At 71.3% G+C, this 18378-nt stretch carries 18 protein-coding genes; 8 read left to right on the top strand and 10 right to left on the bottom strand.

Annotation, left to right across the window (positions count from 1 at the left end; all coding sequences use genetic code 11):
* Positions 1–97 precede the first annotated feature (97 nt).
* The 3 genes from ACZ501_RS07515 to ACZ501_RS07505 form a co-directional block, all read right to left on the bottom strand.
* Complete coding sequence (locus ACZ501_RS07515) at positions 98–817, bottom strand: aggregation-promoting factor C-terminal-like domain-containing protein (RefSeq protein ID WP_361598136.1); 720 nt, start codon at positions 815–817, stop codon at positions 98–100.
* Between the two features lie 413 nt (positions 818–1230).
* Entirely contained in the window at positions 1231–2547 is a 1317-nt protein-coding gene (locus ACZ501_RS07510; RefSeq protein WP_361598133.1) for a PhoH family protein, read from the bottom strand.
* Positions 2548–2863: 316 nt separating this feature from the next.
* Positions 2864–3625, bottom strand: coding sequence for an isoprenyl transferase (locus tag ACZ501_RS07505; RefSeq protein WP_125601088.1), 762 nt, complete (start codon positions 3623–3625; stop codon positions 2864–2866).
* 127 nt (positions 3626–3752) lie between these two features.
* Here ACZ501_RS07505 and mgrA point away from each other — a divergent pair, with 127 nt between their 5' ends.
* Positions 3753–4790, top strand: a complete 1038-nt coding sequence (gene mgrA / locus ACZ501_RS07500; protein ID WP_361598129.1) for an L-glyceraldehyde 3-phosphate reductase — start codon at positions 3753–3755, stop codon at positions 4788–4790.
* Positions 4791–4921: 131 nt separating this feature from the next.
* Here the strand turns inward: mgrA and ACZ501_RS07495 are convergent, their stop codons facing one another.
* Positions 4922–5626 (bottom strand): A24 family peptidase, encoded by a 705-nt coding sequence (locus ACZ501_RS07495; RefSeq protein WP_361598126.1) that lies wholly within the window; start codon positions 5624–5626, stop codon positions 4922–4924.
* Positions 5627–5749: 123 nt separating this feature from the next.
* On the opposite strand from ACZ501_RS07495, the gene ACZ501_RS07490 reads away from it, so the two are divergent.
* From ACZ501_RS07490 to ACZ501_RS07480, 3 genes are all read left to right on the top strand, one after another.
* Positions 5750–6106 (top strand): DUF192 domain-containing protein, encoded by a 357-nt coding sequence (locus ACZ501_RS07490; RefSeq protein ID WP_361598123.1) that lies wholly within the window; start codon positions 5750–5752, stop codon positions 6104–6106.
* A gap of 55 nt (positions 6107–6161) precedes the next feature.
* Complete coding sequence (locus ACZ501_RS07485) at positions 6162–6782, top strand: SMI1/KNR4 family protein (RefSeq protein ID WP_361598120.1); 621 nt, start codon at positions 6162–6164, stop codon at positions 6780–6782.
* Positions 6783–7065: 283 nt separating this feature from the next.
* Positions 7066–8364, top strand: a complete 1299-nt coding sequence (locus ACZ501_RS07480; protein ID WP_361598117.1) for an extracellular solute-binding protein — start codon at positions 7066–7068, stop codon at positions 8362–8364.
* Between the two features lie 164 nt (positions 8365–8528).
* Here ACZ501_RS07480 and ACZ501_RS07475 read toward each other — a convergent pair whose 3' ends face one another.
* Positions 8529–9152, bottom strand: a complete 624-nt coding sequence (locus ACZ501_RS07475; RefSeq protein WP_361598114.1) for a hypothetical protein — start codon at positions 9150–9152, stop codon at positions 8529–8531.
* Positions 9153–9333: 181 nt separating this feature from the next.
* Here ACZ501_RS07475 and ACZ501_RS07470 point away from each other — a divergent pair, with 181 nt between their 5' ends.
* Complete coding sequence (locus ACZ501_RS07470; protein WP_361598111.1) at positions 9334–10467, top strand: serine hydrolase domain-containing protein; 1134 nt, start codon at positions 9334–9336, stop codon at positions 10465–10467.
* 13 nt (positions 10468–10480) lie between these two features.
* On the opposite strand, the gene ACZ501_RS07465 is transcribed toward ACZ501_RS07470, so the two are convergent.
* The 3 genes from ACZ501_RS07465 to ACZ501_RS07455 all read right to left on the bottom strand — a co-directional run bounded on the left by ACZ501_RS07465 (position 10481) and on the right by ACZ501_RS07455 (position 13563).
* On the bottom strand, positions 10481–10801 hold the full coding sequence (locus ACZ501_RS07465; RefSeq protein ID WP_361598108.1) for a nuclear transport factor 2 family protein: 321 nt from the start codon (positions 10799–10801) through the stop codon (positions 10481–10483).
* Positions 10802–10914: 113 nt separating this feature from the next.
* Positions 10915–11766: a polysaccharide deacetylase family protein gene (locus tag ACZ501_RS07460; RefSeq protein WP_468793825.1), complete on the bottom strand. Its 852-nt coding sequence runs from the start codon at positions 11764–11766 to the stop codon at positions 10915–10917.
* Positions 11767–11976: 210 nt separating this feature from the next.
* On the bottom strand, positions 11977–13563 hold the full coding sequence (locus ACZ501_RS07455) for an MDR family MFS transporter (RefSeq protein WP_361598105.1): 1587 nt from the start codon (positions 13561–13563) through the stop codon (positions 11977–11979).
* A gap of 154 nt (positions 13564–13717) precedes the next feature.
* Between ACZ501_RS07455 and ACZ501_RS07450 the strand changes: the two genes are divergently transcribed.
* Positions 13718–14323: a TetR/AcrR family transcriptional regulator gene (locus ACZ501_RS07450; RefSeq protein ID WP_361598102.1), complete on the top strand. Its 606-nt coding sequence runs from the start codon at positions 13718–13720 to the stop codon at positions 14321–14323.
* A gap of 29 nt (positions 14324–14352) precedes the next feature.
* On the opposite strand, the gene ACZ501_RS07445 is transcribed toward ACZ501_RS07450, so the two are convergent.
* Positions 14353–14580, bottom strand: coding sequence for a hypothetical protein (locus ACZ501_RS07445; RefSeq protein WP_361598099.1), 228 nt, complete (start codon positions 14578–14580; stop codon positions 14353–14355).
* 120 nt (positions 14581–14700) lie between these two features.
* On the opposite strand from ACZ501_RS07445, the gene ctaD reads away from it, so the two are divergent.
* On the top strand, positions 14701–16341 hold the full coding sequence (gene ctaD / locus ACZ501_RS07440; protein WP_468793234.1) for an aa3-type cytochrome oxidase subunit I: 1641 nt from the start codon (positions 14701–14703) through the stop codon (positions 16339–16341).
* A complete protein-coding gene (ctaF, locus tag ACZ501_RS07435; RefSeq protein ID WP_468793232.1) occupies positions 16331–16720 on the top strand; it encodes an aa3-type cytochrome oxidase subunit IV in 390 nt (129 codons plus the stop codon). Before ctaD ends, ctaF begins: the two co-directional genes overlap by 11 nt.
* A 1-nt stretch (position 16721) precedes the next feature.
* Here ctaF and qcrB read toward each other — a convergent pair whose 3' ends face one another.
* Positions 16722–18356 (bottom strand): cytochrome bc1 complex cytochrome b subunit, encoded by a 1635-nt coding sequence (qcrB, locus tag ACZ501_RS07430; RefSeq protein WP_468793230.1) that lies wholly within the window; start codon positions 18354–18356, stop codon positions 16722–16724.
* Positions 18357–18378: the final 22 nt, after the last annotated feature.

Below are 18378 nucleotides of genomic sequence, written 5' to 3'. Positions count from 1 at the left end.
CTCGCACGACCGTACACGCGCGGAACCCCACACCGTCGTACGGTGTGGGGTTCCCGAGGTTGTACCCGGGCCCTACGAGGGGGCTCTACGCGGGGCTCTAGTACCAGCCGTTGGCCTGGTGGAAGCTCCAGGCGCTGCACGGGCTGCCGTAGCGCTCGTTCATGTAGCCCAGGCCCCACTTGATCTGGGTGGCCGGGTTGGTGCGCCAGTCGGCGCCGGCCGAGGCCATCTTCGAGCCGGGGAGCGCCTGGACCAGACCGTAGGCTCCCGAGGAGGAGTTCACGGCCTTGTAGTTCCAGGTCGATTCCTGGTTGATGATGTTCGAGAAGCACTGGAACTGGCCCGCCGGGACCAACTGCTGGGCGATGGCCTTGACCTGGGCGACCGTGTAGGAGCCCTGGACGGCGAAGTCGCCGGCGTCGCGCGTGGCGGACCGGCTGGCGACCTCGCCCTTCTCCTCGCGCTCTTCCTTGAGCTTGGCGTCGGCTTCCGCCTTCTTCGCCTGCTCCGCCTTCTCGGCCTCCGCCTTCTTGGACTTGGCGTCCTCGGCGGCCTGGAGGCGGGCGGCCTCCTCCGCCGAGCGCTTGGCGTCGGCGTCGGCGGCGTGGGCGATGCTGTCGGCCTGCTGCGCCAGGGTGGCGCTCTGGACCTGGGCCTGCTCGCCGACCGGGATGTCAGTGAGGAGAGTCGCGCCGGACGCGGTCGTCTCGAGATCGTTCGAGGCGGCATCGCCAGTGGCGACGCCGACGACTGCGCCGACGGTGGTGACCGCGGTGGCCGAAGCCACTGCGAACCCCCGGACCGAGATCCGGCTCACACGGTGTCCTTCCAGCAGCGTCCGCAGTGACCGCGCGGTCGCAAGAGTGCCCCCTCGACACTGGTCTCCGGGGTGATGAGGTCACTGGAGACGCGGGCCCGTGGGCAACTCCCTTGCGGGGGCTGCCGCGTGTTCCGGGCGGCATACGGACGTCGGCTGTGGAGTTGTGGTACTGCGCGTATCCCAACGGGAGATACACCTGTGCCGTATGCGGGGCCTGACGGAAAACAGACTCTGCCGGACCTCGACGCCGCAGGGCAATTCCGCGTTGCGTGGGAAAGGTCACACCTGCCATGACGCCGCTGATTTCGGCAAAGGCCTGTGCAGCGGGACGCCGCCCGGCTAGGCTCCTGCGCCTTTGCCGGGCGGCGCCAACTCACCGGCCCGCTATGGGGGATTTACCCCCTTCTCGGCTAGAGGTTCTCCAGCATCTCCGTCACGAGGGCGGCGATCGGGGAGCGCTCGGACCGGGTCAGCGTGATGTGGGCGAAGAGCGGATGCCCCTTCAGCTTCTCAACGACGGCGACCACTCCGTCGTACCGGCCGACCCGCAGATTGTCCCGCTGGGCCACGTCATGGGTCAGGACCACCCGGGAATTGGCCCCGATCCGGGACAGAACGGTCAGCAGGACGTTGCGCTCCAGGGACTGGGCCTCGTCCACGATGACGAACGCGTCGTGCAGCGACCGGCCGCGGATGTGCGTGAGCGGCAGGACCTCCAGCATCCCGCGCCCCAGCACCTCCTCGATGACCTCGCGCCCGGCGACCGCCGACAGGGTGTCGAAGACGGCCTGCGCCCAGGGGCTCATCTTCTCGGCCGCGTCCCCGGGCAGGTAGCCGAGGTCCTGGCCGCCCACCGCGTACAGCGGCCGGAAGACCATGACCTTCTGGTGCTGCCTCCGCTCCAGCACCGCCTCCAGGCCCGCGCACAGCGCCAGCGCCGACTTGCCGGTGCCGGCCCGGCCGCCCATCGAGATGATCCCGATCTCCGGGTCGAGCAGCAGGTCCAGGGCGATGCGCTGCTCGGCGCTGCGGCCGTGCAGCCCGAAGGCCTCGCGGTCGCCCCGTACGAGCTTCACGTTGCCGTCGGCCGTGACGCGGCCCAGGGCCTTGCCGCGCTCCGACTGGAGGACCAGCCCGGTGTGCACGGGCAGTTCCGCGGCCTCCGGTACGTGGAGCCGCTCCTCGGAGTAGAGCAGGTCGACCTGCTCCCCGGAGAGCGCCAGGTCGCTCATGCCGGTCCAGCCGCCGTCCGTGATCGCGAGCTCCGCGCGGTACTCCTCGGCGAGCAGCCCCACGGAGGAGGCCTTGATGCGCAGCGGGAGATCCTTCGAGACGACCGTGACGTCGTAGCCCTCGGCCTGGAGGTTGCGGGCGACCGCGAGGATCCGCGAGTCGTTGTCCCCCAGCCGGAAGCCCGCCGGCAGGACGCCGGGGTCGGAGTGGTTGAGCTCGACGCGCAGGCTGCCACCCAGATCGCCCAGCGGGATGGGGGCGTCGAGGCGGCCGTACCGGACCCGGAAGTCGTCGAGCAGGCGCAGGGCCTGACGGGCGAAGTAGCCGAGTTCGGGATGGTGCCTCTTGGCCTCCAGCTCGGTGATCACCACGATCGGGAGCACGACCTCGTGCTCGTCGAAACGGGAGAACGCGTTGGGGTCGGCCAGCAGGACGCTGGTGTCGAGGACGTAGGTCCGCCTGTCGGGCAGGCGGCGCTTTGTGCTGGTCACCACGGAAGGACGTACCCCCTCGGAAGAGGTCGGGCCATGAAGACCGGACCGGTCATCGGCGCCAGTGCCAGGGCCGAATTCCGGCCCTCCAATCCGTCCGTGCGAACCGCACGCGCGTCCTGGTGCAAAGGGCCTCCCGGGCGGACGGCCCTGTGCCGTCCGCTGAGACTCGACACCCGTGGATCGGGCATCGACCTGCCAGGGTTATGCCCTCGAACGAGCGCCGCCATGCCATGGCATATGACGGACGCTCGGTGAATCCCAGGTGAAGGCTTTTCGCGGGGTCGGGAGGGGCCGAGGGGGTGTCAGCCGCTCCCGGTCAGGTGCCGTACCGCCGGTGGCGGGCGGCGTAGTCGCGCAGGGCGCGCAGGAAGTCGACCTTGCGGAAGGCCGGCCAGAAGACCTCGCAGAAGTAGTACTCGGAGTGCGCGCTCTGCCAGAGCATGAATCCGGACAGCCGCTGCTCACCGCTGGTGCGGATCACCAGGTCCGGGTCGGGCTGGCCGCGGGTGTAGAGGTGCTCCGCGATGTGGTCGATGTCCAGGACCTCGGCGAGCTCCTCGAAGGAGGTGCCCTTCTCGGCGTGCTCCAGGAGGAGCGAGCGGACGGCGTCGGCGATCTCCTGGCGGCCGCCGTAGCCGACGGCGACGTTGACCAGTATCCCGTCGACGTCGTGCGTGGCCTGCTCGGCCTCCTTCAGCACGGTCTGCGTCCGCGCGGGCAGGATGTCCAGGTTGCCCACGTGGTGGACGCGCCAGCGGCCGTCCTCGGCGAGGCCCCGGACGGTGTTCTCGATGATGTTGAGCAGCGGCCGGAGCTCGACCTCCGGCCGGTCCAGGTTGTCCGTGGAGAGCATCCACAGGGTGACGACCTCGACGTCCGTCTCGGTACACCAGCCGAGCATCTCGGAGATCTTGTCGGCGCCGGCCTGGTGGCCCTGCTCCGTCGTACCTCCGGACGCCTTGGCCCAGCGCCTGTTCCCGTCCAGGATGACGCCGATGTGCTTGGGCGACGCGTCATGGTCGAGGCGGCCTTCCACCCGGCGTGCATAGAGCCTGTACACCAGGTCGCGCAGCTTCACGATCTTCCAGCCCCTCCGTGCAAAGCCCCCGTGCGAATTGCGGTCTCCCCCGAGTCCGCCACATTACTGCGCGGCGGGATCGGGTACCCAACTCGGTCCGTCACAGGTCCGTGATAGCAAGGACAACGTGACTGATAACAATCCCTATCGGGCAGAGCCCTCGCGCTACGACTCCATGCACTACCGGCGCACGGGTCGCAGTGGCCTCAAGCTCCCCGCCATCTCCCTCGGCCTCTGGCACAACTTCGGCGACGACCGGTCCCTGGAGTCCCAGCGGGCGATCCTGCGCCGCGCCTTCGACCTCGGCGTGACCCACTTCGACCTGGCCAACAACTACGGCCCGCCGCCCGGCTCCGCCGAGCTGAACTTCGGCAAGGTCTTCGCCCAGGACTTCGCGCGGTACCGCGAGGAGCTGGTGCTGTCCACCAAGGCCGGTTACCTCATGCACCCCGGCCCGTACGGCGAATGGGGCAGCCGCAAGTACCTGCTGGGCTCGCTGGACGCCTCGCTGAAGCGGATGGGCGTGGACTACGTCGACATCTTCTACTCGCACCGCTTCGACCCGCAGACCCCGCTGGAGGAGACCATGGGCGCGCTCGCGTCCGCGGTCCAGCAGGGCAAGGCTCTGTACGCGGGCGTGTCCTCGTACACCGCCGAGCAGACGGCGCAGGCGGCGCGGATCCTGACGGACATGGGCGTGCGGCCGCTGATCCACCAGCCCTCGTACTCCATGATCAACCGCTGGACGGAGGAGGACGGGCTGCTGGACACCCTGGAGGAGGCCGGCATGGGCTGCATCTCCTTCGCGCCCCTCGCGCAGGGGATGCTGACCGGCAAGTACCTCCGGGGGATCCCGGAGGGCTCGCGGGCCAGCCAGGGCAAGTCGCTGAGCCCCGAGCTGCTGTCGGACGACGTCGTCCGCCGGCTCGGCGGGCTGAACGACATCGCGGCCCGGCGCGGGCAGTCCCTGGCCCAGCTGGCGCTGACGTGGGTGCTGCGGGACGACCGGATGACCTCCGCGCTGATCGGCGCGTCGAGCGTGGAGCAGCTGGAGGAAAACCTCGCCGCGCTGTCGGCGGAACCGCTGACGGAGGAGGAGCTGAAGGAGATCGACTCCTTCGCGGTGTCCACCCCCGGCACCAACCTCTGGGCCCAGCGCGGCTGACCTGCGCGTTTGCCCGGGGGGCGGGTGGAACGAAAAACGGGCCGGTCCGTGGGGGGGATACGGACCGGCCCGAGGGGGGGGTTCCACCATAACCCTTCGTAAAGCGTCCTGCGTGCATTGGCGCAAGATGATTACGCTCCGAATCCGCCCAGCAGCACTCCGGTGAGGGCTCCGGCGGCCATCCAGGGGCCGTAGGCGAAGCCCTGGTGGCGGCCCGCCCGGCCCCGCAGCACGAGGGCGAGGCCGTACAGCGCCCCGTAGAGCAGCCCGAGGAACGCCCCGGCCGCCCATACCCCCCATCCGTACCACCCAAGAGCGACCCCCAGCGGGAGCGCCAGCTTGACGTCGCCGAGGCCCATCCCGGCGGGGTTGACCAGGAACAGCACGAGGTACGCGGCCCCGAGCGCGGGCCCGCCCAGCAGGGCGAGCCGCCACGACCCGGCGGCGCCCGGCAGCAGTGCGGCCGCGCCGAGCAGCGCGGCGCAGGCCGCGGCCAGGGGCAGGGTCAGCACGTCGGGGAGCCGGTGCACCGCGAGGTCGACGAGGGCCAGCAGCACCAGGGCCGGCGCCAGCGCGATGAACACCGCCGCCTCGGGCCGCGCCCCGACGGCCGCGCCGAGCCCGGCGCACACGGCTGCGGTGGCGGCGGCGACCCGGCCCGCGCGGGGTCCGTAGCCGGGCGCGGCGCCCAGCCAGCCGGGCAGCGGCCGTCCCCGGGGGCAGTGCGCCCGCCAGGGCTCGCCGGGCGCGACGGAGAGCCGGTAGGCGGCGCGCGGCAGCCCGAGCCCCGCGGTGGCCCCGTACGCGGCGCCGAGGATGATCACTAGTACGCCCACCCCCCGACGGTAGGCCCGCCGCACCCCCGCGGGGATGGGCCCGTGGACCCCTTCCGCGCCGGGGACGGGCCGGGGACGGCCGGGGACGGCCGGGGACGGGCCGGGGACACCTAGGGTGGCCGCATGGCGCACTGGCAGGACGGCCCCGGCACCCTCCGCTTCGGCACGTCGGCGATCCCGCTGGAGATCGCCGCCTCCTACCGGGCCCGGACCCGCGGCCTGCTCGGCCGCGACGGCGTCGAGGGGGCGCTGCTGCTGACCCCGGCCGCGAGCGTGCACACCTTCCGGATGCGGTTCCCGATCGACGTGGCCTACCTCGACCGCCGCATGCGCGTGATCGCGCTGACCACGATGCCGCCCGGCCGCCTCGGCCTCCCCCGCCTCCGCGCCCGGCACGTCCTGGAGGCCGCGGCCGGTGCGATGGCCGGCTGGGGTCTCGGTGTCGGGACCCTGGTGGCCGTCTCGACTCGGACTGGGTGACGCGCCGTCCGGGCGGTAGGTTGGGGCGGTTGAGCTGGGGTCTCAGGGGAGCGGCATGACGGAGAACGCGCGGATCAAGGCGCTGGAGCAGATCATGCCGGCGACGCACGGCGCCGACGAGGACATCGACTGGCAGGCGGCCGAGGCCGTCTGGGGGACCCGTTTCCCGTCCGACTTCGTGGCGTTCATGGGGCGTTTCGGCGCCGGCTCCATCAACGGCGAGGCCAGCATCCTGCTGCCGCTGCCCAAGCCGGGTCTCCAGTGGGACCCGGCCGAGATGGCCGAGGAGACCGCCAACGCCCGGCAGATCCTCCGGGAGGCCGCCGGCGGCCGGGACGCCTTCGACGTGGACCCGGAGTCGGTCATCGCCTGGGGGGTCACCGGCGGGTCCGACATCCTGTGCTGGCTCACCACCGACCCCGACCCGGACCGCTGGCCGGTGCTGGTCATCGGCCGGCACACCGCCGACGCCTTCGCCGTCCACCCGTACGGCATGGCCGAATTCCTGCTGCGGCTGTGCTCGGACGAGTTCGACGTCAGCCCCGTGAGCATCACCTTCTGGGACGGCGGGCACCTCAGCTTCGTGCACTGGCGCAAGGCCCAGCGCCGCTGGCAGGAGGGCCGCAACCCCGAGACGGGCGAGCCCGACCCGTACGCCGGCGAGTTCGCCGACTAGCCTCCCGCCCCCGAAAGGCTTCGAGCCCGTTTTCCATCCGGAAACGGGCTTTTCGGCATGTCTACGCGCGTCCCATTCCTGGCGCTCATATCGGAAAGCACAATGCGGAAAACCCATGGTTGGAGCATTCGCCACACGTTCCGACCCCGCGGAATCAATCCCACCGCTCTCGGGAGAGAATTCCGGCCAGACGGGCCACGGCGGGACACCCCAGCCCGGAGCAACTCATAAGTAACAACGGGACTCAAAAGAAAATCAGGGGTATCCACCCGTGCGAAGAAGAATGTTCGGTGCGGCCGCCACCGCAGCCGTGTTCGGTCTACTGATACCGCTGTCCGGCTGCGGAGGCTCCTCGGGGGACGGCGGCGACGGCGACACCCTGCGGCTGATCGCCGCGGAATACGGCAACACCTCCGCCAACAGTTCCAAGGCTTTCTGGGACAAGGTGACGGCCGATTTCACCAAGGCCAACCCCGGCCTCAAGGTCGAGGTGAAGCTCCTCCCGTGGGCCGACATCGACCGCGAGGTCTCCCGTATGGTCAGCGCCGGCAAGGCGCCCGACATGGCCCTGATGGGCTCCTACTCGGACTTCGCCGCGCAGGGCAAGCTGTATTCCGCGGAAGAACTCCTCTCGATCACCGCCGAGGCGAACTTCCTCCAGCCCCTCGCCGAGGCCGGCTCGGTCGGGAACACCCTCTACGGCCTGCCCTTCGTGGCGAGCAGCCGCCTGCTCTTCTACAACACCAAGCTGTTCGCGGACGCGGGCATCCTCCCCAAGGACGGCTCGGGCACCTGGCAGCCCAAGACCTGGGCGGACCTGAAGACGGCCGCCAAGGCGCTCCAGACCAAGGGCGTGAAGTTCCCCTACGCCCTGCCGCTGGGCCCCGAGGAGGCGCACGCGGAGGCGATGATCTGGGAGCTGAGCAACGGCGGCGGCTACGCCGACAGCAGCGGCAACTACAGCCTCGCCTCGGACCAGAACATCCAGGCCTTCAACTGGCTCAAGACGGAGATGGTGGGCCCCGGACTGACCGGCCCGACCTCGCCCTCGCAGCTGAACCGCGCCGACGCCTTCGCCGCGTTCCTGCGCGGGGAGGTCGGCATGCTCAACGGCTACCCGTCCCTGTCCCACGAGGCACGCGCCAAGGGCATCACGGTCGGCGCGGTGTCCATGCCGGTCTCGGACTTCCTCGGCACCGGCGAGACCCCGCCGACCGTGGGCGTGGCCGACTGGATGATGGCCTTCAAGCAGAACGGCAAGCGCGCGGAGATCGGCAGGTTCCTGGACTTCCTCTACCAGGACAAGAACCTGTCGGACTTCGCGGGCCGCTACCACCTGCTGCCCTCGACGGTCACGGCCTCCCGCACCCCCGCGGGCGGCGGCCTCGACAAGAACGACGAGCAGTTCCTGACCGCCCTGCGCGGCGCCCAGCTCTACCCGGTCAACGACCCGGCCTGGGTGACCGTCAGCGACACCATCAAGCGCAACATCGGGCGGGCCGTCGAGCCGGGCGGCAACCCGAAGGCCGTCCTGGAGGACATCTCCTCGAAGGCGAGCGCCGCCTCCAAGAAGAAGAGCTGAGGACCGCCGGCTTCCGGACCTCCGCCCCCCTGCCGCACCCCATCCCGTACGGCAGAACCGCCGACGGCACTTGATCCAAGGCCGCGGCCCCGTCGCCCGCCGAGCGCCCACAAGGTGCGCGGGGCGACAGGCCTTCCCCGCCGCTCCTCCGCGCCGCCGGGCCCTCAGGCCCCGCCGTTCTCCGTGGAGAACGCCGTGCGGTACCGCTCGCAGCTGGAGTCCCAGCGCAGCTTCCCCGTCACCGTCCCGTAGTGGGTGCGGGTGACCGACCACTCCACCGTGTACTCGCCGGTGTCACAGGCGATCCGCTTGGAGCCCGCGACCTTCTGACGCCCCGTCGCCGGCTGCCCGGTCAGCTTCTGCTCCACCTCCGCCGCCTCGGCCCCCCTCGCGTCGCGCAGCACGGCGCGCACGACGATCGGGTGCTTGCCGTTCTTGGTGGTCAGGCCCTTGTTGACGAGGACGTCGGACACCGCCCAGGCGAACTCGTACGAGGGCATCCAGGCGAGCGTGCTCGGGTCGGCGACCCGGCGCTCGTCCCTCGGGTCACCCGGACGGGCGGGGCGGGCAACCGTCTCGTACTGGATCCCCGGGTGGAAGCGGACCTGGCCTTCCAGCTTGTGCTTCTGGTCCTTGGTCCACTGGGACTTCATCTCCTTCTCGCCCCCGGCCGGGTCCTGGAGGTACCCCGTGCCCGGTGCAGCGGCGGCGGACGCCTGGCCGAGGGCGGGGGTGACGGCCGCGGCGGCCGCGGCGAGGGCGAGGGCAGCGGTGCGAGTGCGCTTCATGACCGGCCCAACGGGCTCCCGCGGCGGGCCGGAACGACGCCGCGCGCGCGTTCACCCGTACGGGAGCGGCCGGCGGACGCGCAGGTGACAGATTCCGCTGCGGAACGGAACACGTCCGGGGGCGCGGTGGTTGTCTGGGCCCGGACGAGAAAACGATCTACGCGGGGCTACGGGGGATGTCATGGGTGTGACGGTGGACGGTACGGTCGCGCCGGGCTGGGAGACGGTCCGGGACGAGTTCGAGGCGTTCGTGTCCCTCGAACCGAACCCGCCGGAGGCCCAGCTGGCGGTACGCCACCACGGCCGGACCGTGGTGGACCTGTGGGGCGGCGAGGACACCGACGGGGGCACCCTGAGCCCGGTCTTCTCGATCACCAAGGGCGCCGCCCACCTGGTCGTGGCGCTGCTGGCGCAGGAAGGCGCCCTGGACCTGGAGCGCCCGGTCTCGGCGTACTGGCCGGAGTTCACCGGGCACGGCAAGGAGCGACTGACGGTACGGCAGCTGGTGTCGCACCGCTCGGGGCTGATCAACAGCGACGAGGGCTTCTCGTACGAGGAGATCGCGGACGACGCGGTCGTCGCGGCCCGGCTCGCCGGGCAGAAGCCGTTCTGGGAGCCCGGTACGGCGTACGGCTACCACGCCTTCGTGATCGGCGCGCTGACGGGCGAGGTGGTACGGCGGGCCACGGGCCGCTCCCTCCAGGAGCTCTACGAGGAGCGGGTGCGGGCGCCGTACGGGCTCGACCTGTACATGGGGCTGCCGGAGGGGCTGCTCGACCGCTGGAAGCCGATCCTGGAGATGCTGCCGACGCCCGCGCAGCAGGAGCTGCTCGCGGCGCGCGGGCCGCTGCCCGAGATGATGAAGACCGCCTTCAACGGGCACCGCGAGCCGCCGATGGACCCGGTCGCGTACGCCAACCACCCCACGACGCGCGCCCTCGGCCCGGCTTCGGCGGGCGGCACGGGCTCGGCGCGCGGGGTGGCCGCCCTGTACGCGGCGGCCGTCGGCGGGCTGGACGGCCGGCCCGCGCTGCTGGAGCCGGCGACCGTGGCCGACGTCGCCCGGCTGCACACGCCGGGCGTGGACCGGGTGACCTCCGAGGCGGACCACTTCGGGCTGGGCTTCGAGACCCAGGCGGCGGTGGGCCCGGAGGCGTTCGGGCACTGCGGCGCGGCGGGCGCCCAGGGCTTCGCCGACCCGGTCACGGGGATCGCGTACGGGTACACCCGCCGCCGTTTCGGCTTCCCGGGCGGGCTGGCCCCGGAGAACGGGCGCCTGACGGCGGCGGTGCTGAAGGTGGCGCGGGGGCTGTAGCCGCGGGTCCCGCTCAGGCCTGGCCGGTTTCGAAGCGGCTGATGTGGCCGTCGGAGACGGTGAACCGCCAGGCGGTCCGCATCTCGCCCCAGGTGTCGTTGCGGTAGTTCGCGACGAGGGCCCGGCCGCCGTCGGACTCGGACTCGACGTCCATGTGGCCCCGGGAGGCGAAGATCTCCCGCTCCGCCCACTCCTGGAGGTCGCGGTCGGAGCCGTCGTCGGACATGGTCGCGCCGGGGGCCAGCACGGCCGCGAAGGCGTGCTGGTCGCCGGCGTTGACGGCGGTGACGAAGGCGCGGACGGCGGGATCGGTGAGCTGGGCCGGCTTGATCACGGGGCCTCCTGGTCGTGCGTACGGTGCTGCGCGCGGTGTGGTGCGCGCGACCAGGGAACACCCCCGGCGGGGCCGGCGGGCCGACCCTCACCCGTTCGCCGCCCGGCGGCGTGTCAGGAGGGGTCGGGGGCGGTGCGTACCGGGAATCCGGTCGGCCGGCCCTGCTCCTCCAGCCAGGACAGCACCTGGTCGAGCGCGGCGACGGTCTGCCGGCGGTCGCCGCCGCCGTCGTGGAAGAGCACGGTGGGGCCGTTGCCGAGCTCCCGCTTGACGGCGTCGGTGATGGCGGCGGTCCCGGGCTTGTGGAAGTCCTTGGTGTCGACGTTCCAGCCGAGCGGGCGCATGCCGTGGGCGGCGGCGACGCGCCTGCTGTCGGGGGTGAAGGCGCCGCCCGGGGCCCGGTAGTACTCGACCTTCGCGCCGCCGCCGGCCGCTTCCTCGATCAGCTTCTTCGCGTCGAGGATCTGCGCCTCCTGGTAGGCGACGGGCTTCTTGTCCATGGCCGTGTCGTGGGCCATGGTGTGGTCGCAGAGCCGGTGGCCGGCCGCGACCACCTTCTTGACCAGGTCCGGGTGGGCCTTGGCCTGCGGGCCGATCATGCAGAAGACGGCCTTCACGTCGTGCCGGGCGAGCACGGCGAGGACCTGCGGGGTCCAGCGGGGGTCGGGGCCGTCGTCGATGGTGATGTTGACGGCGTTGCCGCCGGCCTCGGAGGCGTGGGCGATGCTGTCGGGCAGCGCGGCCGGCTGCGCCTGCGGACCGGCGCCGGGGCGGCCCGCGCTCGGTCCGCTCCCGCCCCGGGGGCCGTCCGTACCGGTCCGGCCGGCGGCGTGTCCGGGCCGGGGGGCGGGGGCGTCGCCGGGGGTGACCAGGGCCGTCACGCCCCAGATGGTGGCTGCCACGGCGGCGGCCGAGGCGCCGACGGCTATCCGGGCCCGGAGGCCGTGCTGCTGCGTGCGCGTCATGTTCCACTCCCCGTCCGGCCGTGCAAGGGTCTTGTGGGTCATGACGCCTTGACACCTGGCGGGGTTCCCCTGAATTGCCCGACAACTTCCTGGTAATAGGGTCTTTGATCCTCAATAACCTCACATGTCACAGGGGTTGGCGGGCATGCAGAAGGCGGGTGCGGCCCGGGGGGAACCCGGGCCGCACCCGCCCTGCGGCCGGCCGGCCGGTCAGTGCGCGAAGGAGTCCTGCGGGGCCTGCGCCGTCTTGGCGGACTCGCCGGCCGGGGCCGGACCCGCGCCGCGCAGCGGGACCTCCTTGACGAACCAGGCGAGCGCGAAGCCCACCACGGCGATCGCCGCGCCCAGCAGGAACGCCGAGTGCGTACCGGCGGCCACCGCGTGCTGGTAGGCGTCACGGACGGCCTCGGGCAGCTTGGCCAGGCTCGCCGCGTCCAGCTGGGCCGAGCCGGCGGCCTGGGCGGCCTGCGGGCCGAGCCGCTCGGTCATGGTGTCGGTGACCTGCGAGGTGAACAGGGAGCCCATGAGGGCCACGCCGAAGGAGCCGCCCAGGGTGCGGAAGAGGGTCGCCGAGGAGGAGGCGACGCCCATGTCCTTCATGTCGACGCTGTTCTGCGCGACCAGCATGGTGATCTGCATGAGGAACCCGAGACCGGCGCCGAGGACGGCCATGTAGAGGCCGGAGACCAGGCGGGTGGTGCCGGTGTCCATCGTGGCGAGCAGGAACAGTCCGACGACCATCAGCGCGCCGCCGGCGATCGGGAACACCTTGTACTTGCCGCTGCTGGTGGTGATCCGGCCCGCGACGAGCGAGACGGCCATCATCGACAGCAGCATCGGCAGGAGCAGCAGGCCCGAGTTGGTTGCGGAGGCGCCCTGCACCGACTGCTGGAAGAGCGGGAGGTAGAGCACGCCGCCGAACATGGCGAAGCCGACGAGGAAGCCGATCACCGACATGAGGGTGAAGTTGCGGCTGCGGAAGATGTGCAGCGGCATGACCGGCTCGGCGGCCTTGGTCTCGGCGTAGAGGAAGGCGGCGATGGACAGGACGCCGACGACGATCAGGCCGATGACCTCGGCGGAGCCCCAGGCGTACTCGGTGCCGCCCCAGGTCGTCACGAGGACGGTCGAGGTGATGGCGACGGTCAGCAGGGCCGCGCCGAGGTAGTCGATCCTCGGCCGTTCGCCCTGTCCCGTCTTCTTCGGCAGGTGCAGCACGGCGGTGACCATCGCGAGGGCGACGGCGCCGAGCGGGAGGTTGATGTAGAAGGACCAGCGCCAGCCCATGTGGTCGGTGATGGTGCCGCCGACCAGCGGGCCGCCGATCATGGCGAGGGCCATCACGCCGGCCATCATGCCCTGGTACTTCCCGCGCTCGCGCGGCGGGATCAGGTCACCGATGATCGCCATGACGCCGACCATCAGACCGCCGGCGCCCAGGCCCTGGACGGCGCGGAAGCCGATCAGCTGGCCCATGTCCTGGGCCATGCCGCTGAGCGCGGAGCCGACGAGGAAGATGATGATCGAGGTGAGGAAGGAGCCCTTCCGGCCGTACATGTCGCCGATCTTGCCCCAGATGGGGGTGGAGGCGGCGGTGGCCAGGGTGTACGCGGTGACCACCCAGGAGAGGTGCTCGAGGCCGCCCAGCTCGCCGACGATGGTCGGCATCGCGGTGCCGATGATCATGTTGTCCAGCATGGCCAGCAGCATGGCGATCATGAGGGCCATCAGGACGACGCGGACGCTGCGCGGCTTCACCCCCTCCGCGGCCTCGGCCTGCTTCACTGTCTCGCTCATGTCCGTCCACTCCCCTGGCGCCGGCGCTCCGCGCCGCTCATCTGCCGTTCTTCCGAGCCGGCCGGGACTTACTTGTCGCCCGGCTAGTTCACTACACTGGGGAAGGTAGACCCGCTACTAGCCGGGCGTCAAGTAAGTTCCTTTGGGGAGAATCATGTCCAGCAGCTCCAGCGACGGCGGCGCGAGCAGCGCTCCGCAGGCCAGGCGCGGGAACACGCGCCAGCGCATCCAGGACGTCGCGCTGGAGCTCTTCGCCGAGCAGGGGTACGAGAAGACCTCGCTGCGGGAGATCGCGGAGCGCCTCGACGTCACGAAGGCGGCGCTGTACTACCACTTCAAGACCAAGGAAGACATCATCATCAGCGTCTTCGAGGACCTGACGCGGCCGATCGACGAGCTGATCGAGTGGGCGCAGGAGCAGCCGAGGACGTTGGAGACCAAGCGGGAGGTGCTCCGGCGCTACAGCGAGGCGATGGCGGCGGGCGCGCCGCTGTACCGCTTCATGCAGGAGAACCAGGCCACGATGCGGGAGCTGAGCATCGGGGAGACCGTCAAGCGGCGGCTGTTCACCCTGGTGGAACTGCTGCGCACGCAGGAGGGGCCGCTGACGGACCAGGTGCGGTGCGTGAGCGCCCTGTTCACGCTGCACGCGGGGATGATGTTCCTCCAGCACGTGGAGGGCGACCCCGAGGAGACCCGGCTGGCGGCCCTGGAGGTCGCGACGGACCTGATCACCCGGGCCCACCACGGCGAGGCGTAACCCGCCGGCCGACGCCGGCGGCGTACGGGTCAGGCGCCGTCCGCCGGGGGCGTGGAGGCCTTCGAGGAGGCACGGCGGGCCCGGAGGAGCGCGGGGACGCCGAGGCCGAGCGAGGTGCCCAGGGCCAGGCCGAGGCCGATGTTGTCGAACACCAGGAGCCCCAGCACGAGTCCGGCGGACATCCCGGCCGACAGGCCCATCGCGACGTCCTGGTTCGCGGAGTCCGGGCGGGCGTCGCGCTCGTCTTCGTGTGTCATGCACACAGTGTGTCAGTTTCCCCCGTACGGGGGAGGACGCGGCGCGGCATGGCGGCGGCGGGGTGAGCAGGCGGTAGGGCATGGGGTGCACGCTCGGCGGCGAGGCTCCCTGGAGGCCCCATGACAGCGGTGGACCACGCGGCCCGGACCGAGCGGCGGGTGCGCCAGGGCTCGGCGGTGCTGCGGTGGCTGACGACCACCGACCACAAGGTCATCGGCAACCTCTACCTGGTGACGGCCTTCTCCTTCTTCCTCTTCGCCGGCGCGCTCGCCCTGCTCATGCGGGCCGAACTGGCCCGCCCCGGGCTCCAGATCCTCTCGAACCAGCAGTACAACGAGGCGTTCACCATCCACGCCACCATCATGATGCTGCTGTTCGCGACGCCGGCCTTCACCGGCTTCGCCAACGCCGTGATGCCGTTGCAGATCGGCGCGCCCGACGTGGCCTTCCCCCGCCTGAACGCCTTCACCTACTGGGTCTACCTCTTCGGCGGCCTGATGGTCGTCTCCGGCTTCCTCACCGCCGACGGGGCGGCGTCCTTCGGGTGGTTCGCGTACGCCCCGCTGAACAGTGCGGTGTTCTCCCCCGGTACGGGACCCGACCTGTGGGCGATGGGGCTGGCCGTGGCGGGGCTGAGCACGATCCTGGGCTCGGTCAACTTCATCACCACGATCATCTGCCTGCGCGCCCCGGGCATGACGCTCTTCCGGATGCCGATCTTCACCTGGAACGTGCTGTTCACCTCGGTCCTGGCGCTGCTGGCCTTCCCGGTGCTCACCGCCGCCCTGCTGTGCCTGGAGGCGGACCGCATGTTCGGCGCGCACGTCTTCGACCCGGCGAACGGGGGCGCCCTGCTGTGGCAGCACCTGTTCTGGTTCTTCGGGCATCCGGAGGTCTACATCGTGGCCCTGCCGTTCTTCGGCGTGGTGAGCGAGATCCTGCCGGTGTTCAGCCGCAAGCCCATGTTCGGCTACGCCGCCCTCATCGGGGCGACGATCGCCATCACCGGGCTGTCGGCGACGGTCTGGGCGCACCACATGTTCGCGACGGGCGCGGTGCTGCTGCCCTTCTTCTCGCTGCTGTCGTTCCTGATCGCCGTGCCGACGGGGGTGAAGTTCTTCAACTGGATCGGGACGATGTGGAAGGGCTCGCTCTCCTTCGAGACGCCGATGCTGTGGTCGACCGGGTTCCTCGTCACCTTCCTGCTGGGCGGTCTGACCGGGGTGCTGGTCGCCTCGCCGCCGCTGGACTTCCACCTGACCGACAGCTACTTCGTCGTCGCCCACCTCCACTACGTCCTCTTCGGCACGATCGTCTTCGCCACCTTCGGCGGCCTCTACTTCTGGTGGCCCAAGCTGACCGGGCGGATGCTGGACGAACGGCTCGGGAAGATCCACTTCTGGACCCTGTTCACCGGCTTCCAGATCACCTTCCTCGTCCAGCACTGGCTGGGCGAGGCGGGGATGCCGCGCCGGTACGCCGACTACCTCGCGGCCGACGGGTTCACCCTCCTCAACACGGTCTCGACGGCCGGCTCCTTCCTGCTGGGGCTGTCCACGCTGCCCTTCCTCTTCAACGTGTGGTTCACCCGCCACCACGGCAGGCGGGTCACCGTCGACGACCCGTGGGGCTGGGGCCGCTCCCTGGAGTGGGCGACCAGCTGCCCGCCGCCGCGGCACAACTTCCACGCCCTGCCCCGGATCCGCTCGGAGTCCCCGGCCTTCGACCTGCACCACCCGGAGGTTCCCGTTGAAAGGTGAGGCCTGGCTCTTCACCGGTACCGCCCTGTTCTTCGGCGTCACCACCGTCGTCTACGGCTCGCTGTCCGACGAGCCGGCGGGCAGTGCCGCGCTCTGCGTGTCCTTCGTGATGTCGGGGCTGGTCGCCGCGTTCCTGTGGCGGCAGTACCGGCGGGGCGGGGAGCGGGCGGAGGACCGTGCGGAGGCCGAGGTGCGGGAGGCGGGCGGGCGCCGGGGCTTCTTCCCGGCCCGCAGCTTCTACCCCGTCCTCACCGCCGCCGGGACGGCGCTCGTCGGCCTGGGCGTGGTGGAGGGGCTGTGGCTGTGCCTGATCGGCTTCGGTGTCCTGCTGCCCGGGGTCCTCGGCTTCGCCTTCCAGAACCTCGGCCACGCCGAGTAGGTCAGGGCCGGTCCGCGGGGGGCGCGGGCCGGTCCGGTCCGGCGAGGGTGGCGGCGATCTTCCGGCGCTGCTCGGGGGTCACGGGGTACGGGACGCGGTCGCGGTAGTACCAGGCGCTGATCGCCGCCCGGGTCCGGTGCAGGGCCCGGCGCGGGCGGGAGCGGGCGGGGTCGTCCTCGTATTCCAACGGCCGGGGAAGGTCCCGGGCGAGCAGGGCGTAGCGCTCGTCGGGCGGGAGGGGCGCGTGCTGCGGGTGGAAGCCGCCTTCGACGCCCTGGACCGCGAGGCCGGTCTCCCCGCCCTCCGTCAGCAGGGCCCGTTCGTGCGCCTGGAGGGCCAGGCACAGCCGCCTGGTGAGCCAGAAGACCGCCACCGGCACCGCGAAGAGCGCGACGCGCAGCGTCCAGGTCAGCTCGGGCAGCGGCAGGGCGAAGACGAAGGCGAGGACGTCCTGGGCCCCGGCCAGCAGCAGGACCGCGTACCAGGAGACGCCCGCCGCCCCGAAGGCCGTACGGACGGGCCGGTCGCGGGGGCGGTCGCACAGGTGGCGCTCGCCGTCCGCGCCGGTGATCCAGCGCTCGAAGAAGGGGTAGGCGTAGAGCACCGCGAAGAGCAGGCCGGGCATGAGGACGGCCGTCACCAGCGGGTTCCAGGCGATGGTGTGCCCCCACAGCCGGGTCTCCACGCCGGGCATCAGGCGCAGGGCGCCCTCCAGGAAGCCGATGTACCAGTCGGGCTGGGAGCCGTCGGACACCAGGTCCGTGCGGTAGGGGCCGTAGACCCAGATGGGGTTGACCTGGGCGACGGCGGCGAGCGCGGCCAGGACTCCGAAGACGGCGAGGAACAGGCCGCCCGACTTGGCCAGGTAGTGGGGGAAGAAGGGCTGGCCGACGGCGTTGCGGGCGGTCCTGCCGGGGCCCGCCCAGTGGGTGTGCTTGAGGTGGACGACGAGCAGCAGGTGCACGGTGACCAGCCCCAGCAGGAGGCCGGGAACCAGCAGGATGTGCACGGGGTAGAGGCGGGAGACGATGTCCGTGCCGGGGAACTCGCCGCCGAAGACGAGGAAGCCGAGGTAGGTGCCGGCCACCGGTACGGACAGCAGGACGCCCTGGGCGATGCGCAGACCGGTGCCGGACAGCAGGTCGTCGGGGAGCGAGTAGCCGGCGAAGCCCTCCAGCATCGCCAGCATGAACAGGGTCACGCCGATCAGCCAGTTCACCTCGCGCGGGCGGCGGAAGGCGCCGGTGAGGAACACGCGCAGCATGTGCGCGCCGATGGAGGCGAGGAAGACGATCGCCGCCCAGTGGTGGATCTGGCGGATCAGCAGGCCGCCGCGCACGTCGAAGCTGATGCGCAGGGTGGAGAGGTAGGCCTGCGACATGAGGACGCCGCGCAGCGGCTCGTAGGAGCCCCGGTAAGGGGTTTCCCGCATCGACGGGTCGAAGAAGAGGGCCAGGTACACCCCGGTCAGCAGCAGGACGACGAAGCTGTACAGGGCCAGCTCGCCCAGCAGGAACGACCAGTGGTCGGGGAACGCCTTGCGCAGCGTCCCGCGGGTGAGCTCCGCCAGTGGCAGGCGTTCGTCAAGGGCCTGGGCTCCCCGTACCGCCCGTGCTCTGCGCTTGGACCCCGGCACCGGCCTGCACCTCCTGACCGCG

The organism is Streptomyces sp. NPDC034085 (assembly GCF_055575555.1).
This window is presented reverse-complemented; position numbering and strand designations above follow the sequence as displayed.

What these genes read in the sequence shown, in the direction of transcription:
- ctaD (WP_468793234.1), top strand. Translation starts at nt 14,701, where the DNA reads ATGACAGCGGTGGACCACGCGGCCCGGACCGAGCGGCGGGTGCGCCAG.
- ACZ501_RS07475 (WP_361598114.1), bottom strand. Translation starts at nt 9,152, where the DNA reads ATGAAGCGCACTCGCACCGCTGCCCTCGCCCTCGCCGCGGCCGCCGCG.
- ACZ501_RS07480 (WP_361598117.1), top strand. Translation starts at nt 7,066, where the DNA reads ATGTTCGGTGCGGCCGCCACCGCAGCCGTGTTCGGTCTACTGATACCG.
- ACZ501_RS07490 (WP_361598123.1), top strand. Translation starts at nt 5,750, where the DNA reads ATGGCGCACTGGCAGGACGGCCCCGGCACCCTCCGCTTCGGCACGTCG.
- ACZ501_RS07445 (WP_361598099.1), bottom strand. Translation starts at nt 14,580, where the DNA reads ATGACACACGAAGACGAGCGCGACGCCCGCCCGGACTCCGCGAACCAG.
- ACZ501_RS07470 (WP_361598111.1), top strand. Translation starts at nt 9,334, where the DNA reads ATGGGTGTGACGGTGGACGGTACGGTCGCGCCGGGCTGGGAGACGGTC.
- ACZ501_RS07485 (WP_361598120.1), top strand. Translation starts at nt 6,162, where the DNA reads ATGACGGAGAACGCGCGGATCAAGGCGCTGGAGCAGATCATGCCGGCG.
- ACZ501_RS07455 (WP_361598105.1), bottom strand. Translation starts at nt 13,563, where the DNA reads ATGAGCGAGACAGTGAAGCAGGCCGAGGCCGCGGAGGGGGTGAAGCCG.
- ACZ501_RS07460 (WP_468793825.1), bottom strand. Translation starts at nt 11,766, where the DNA reads ATGACGCGCACGCAGCAGCACGGCCTCCGGGCCCGGATAGCCGTCGGC.
- ACZ501_RS07450 (WP_361598102.1), top strand. Translation starts at nt 13,718, where the DNA reads ATGTCCAGCAGCTCCAGCGACGGCGGCGCGAGCAGCGCTCCGCAGGCC.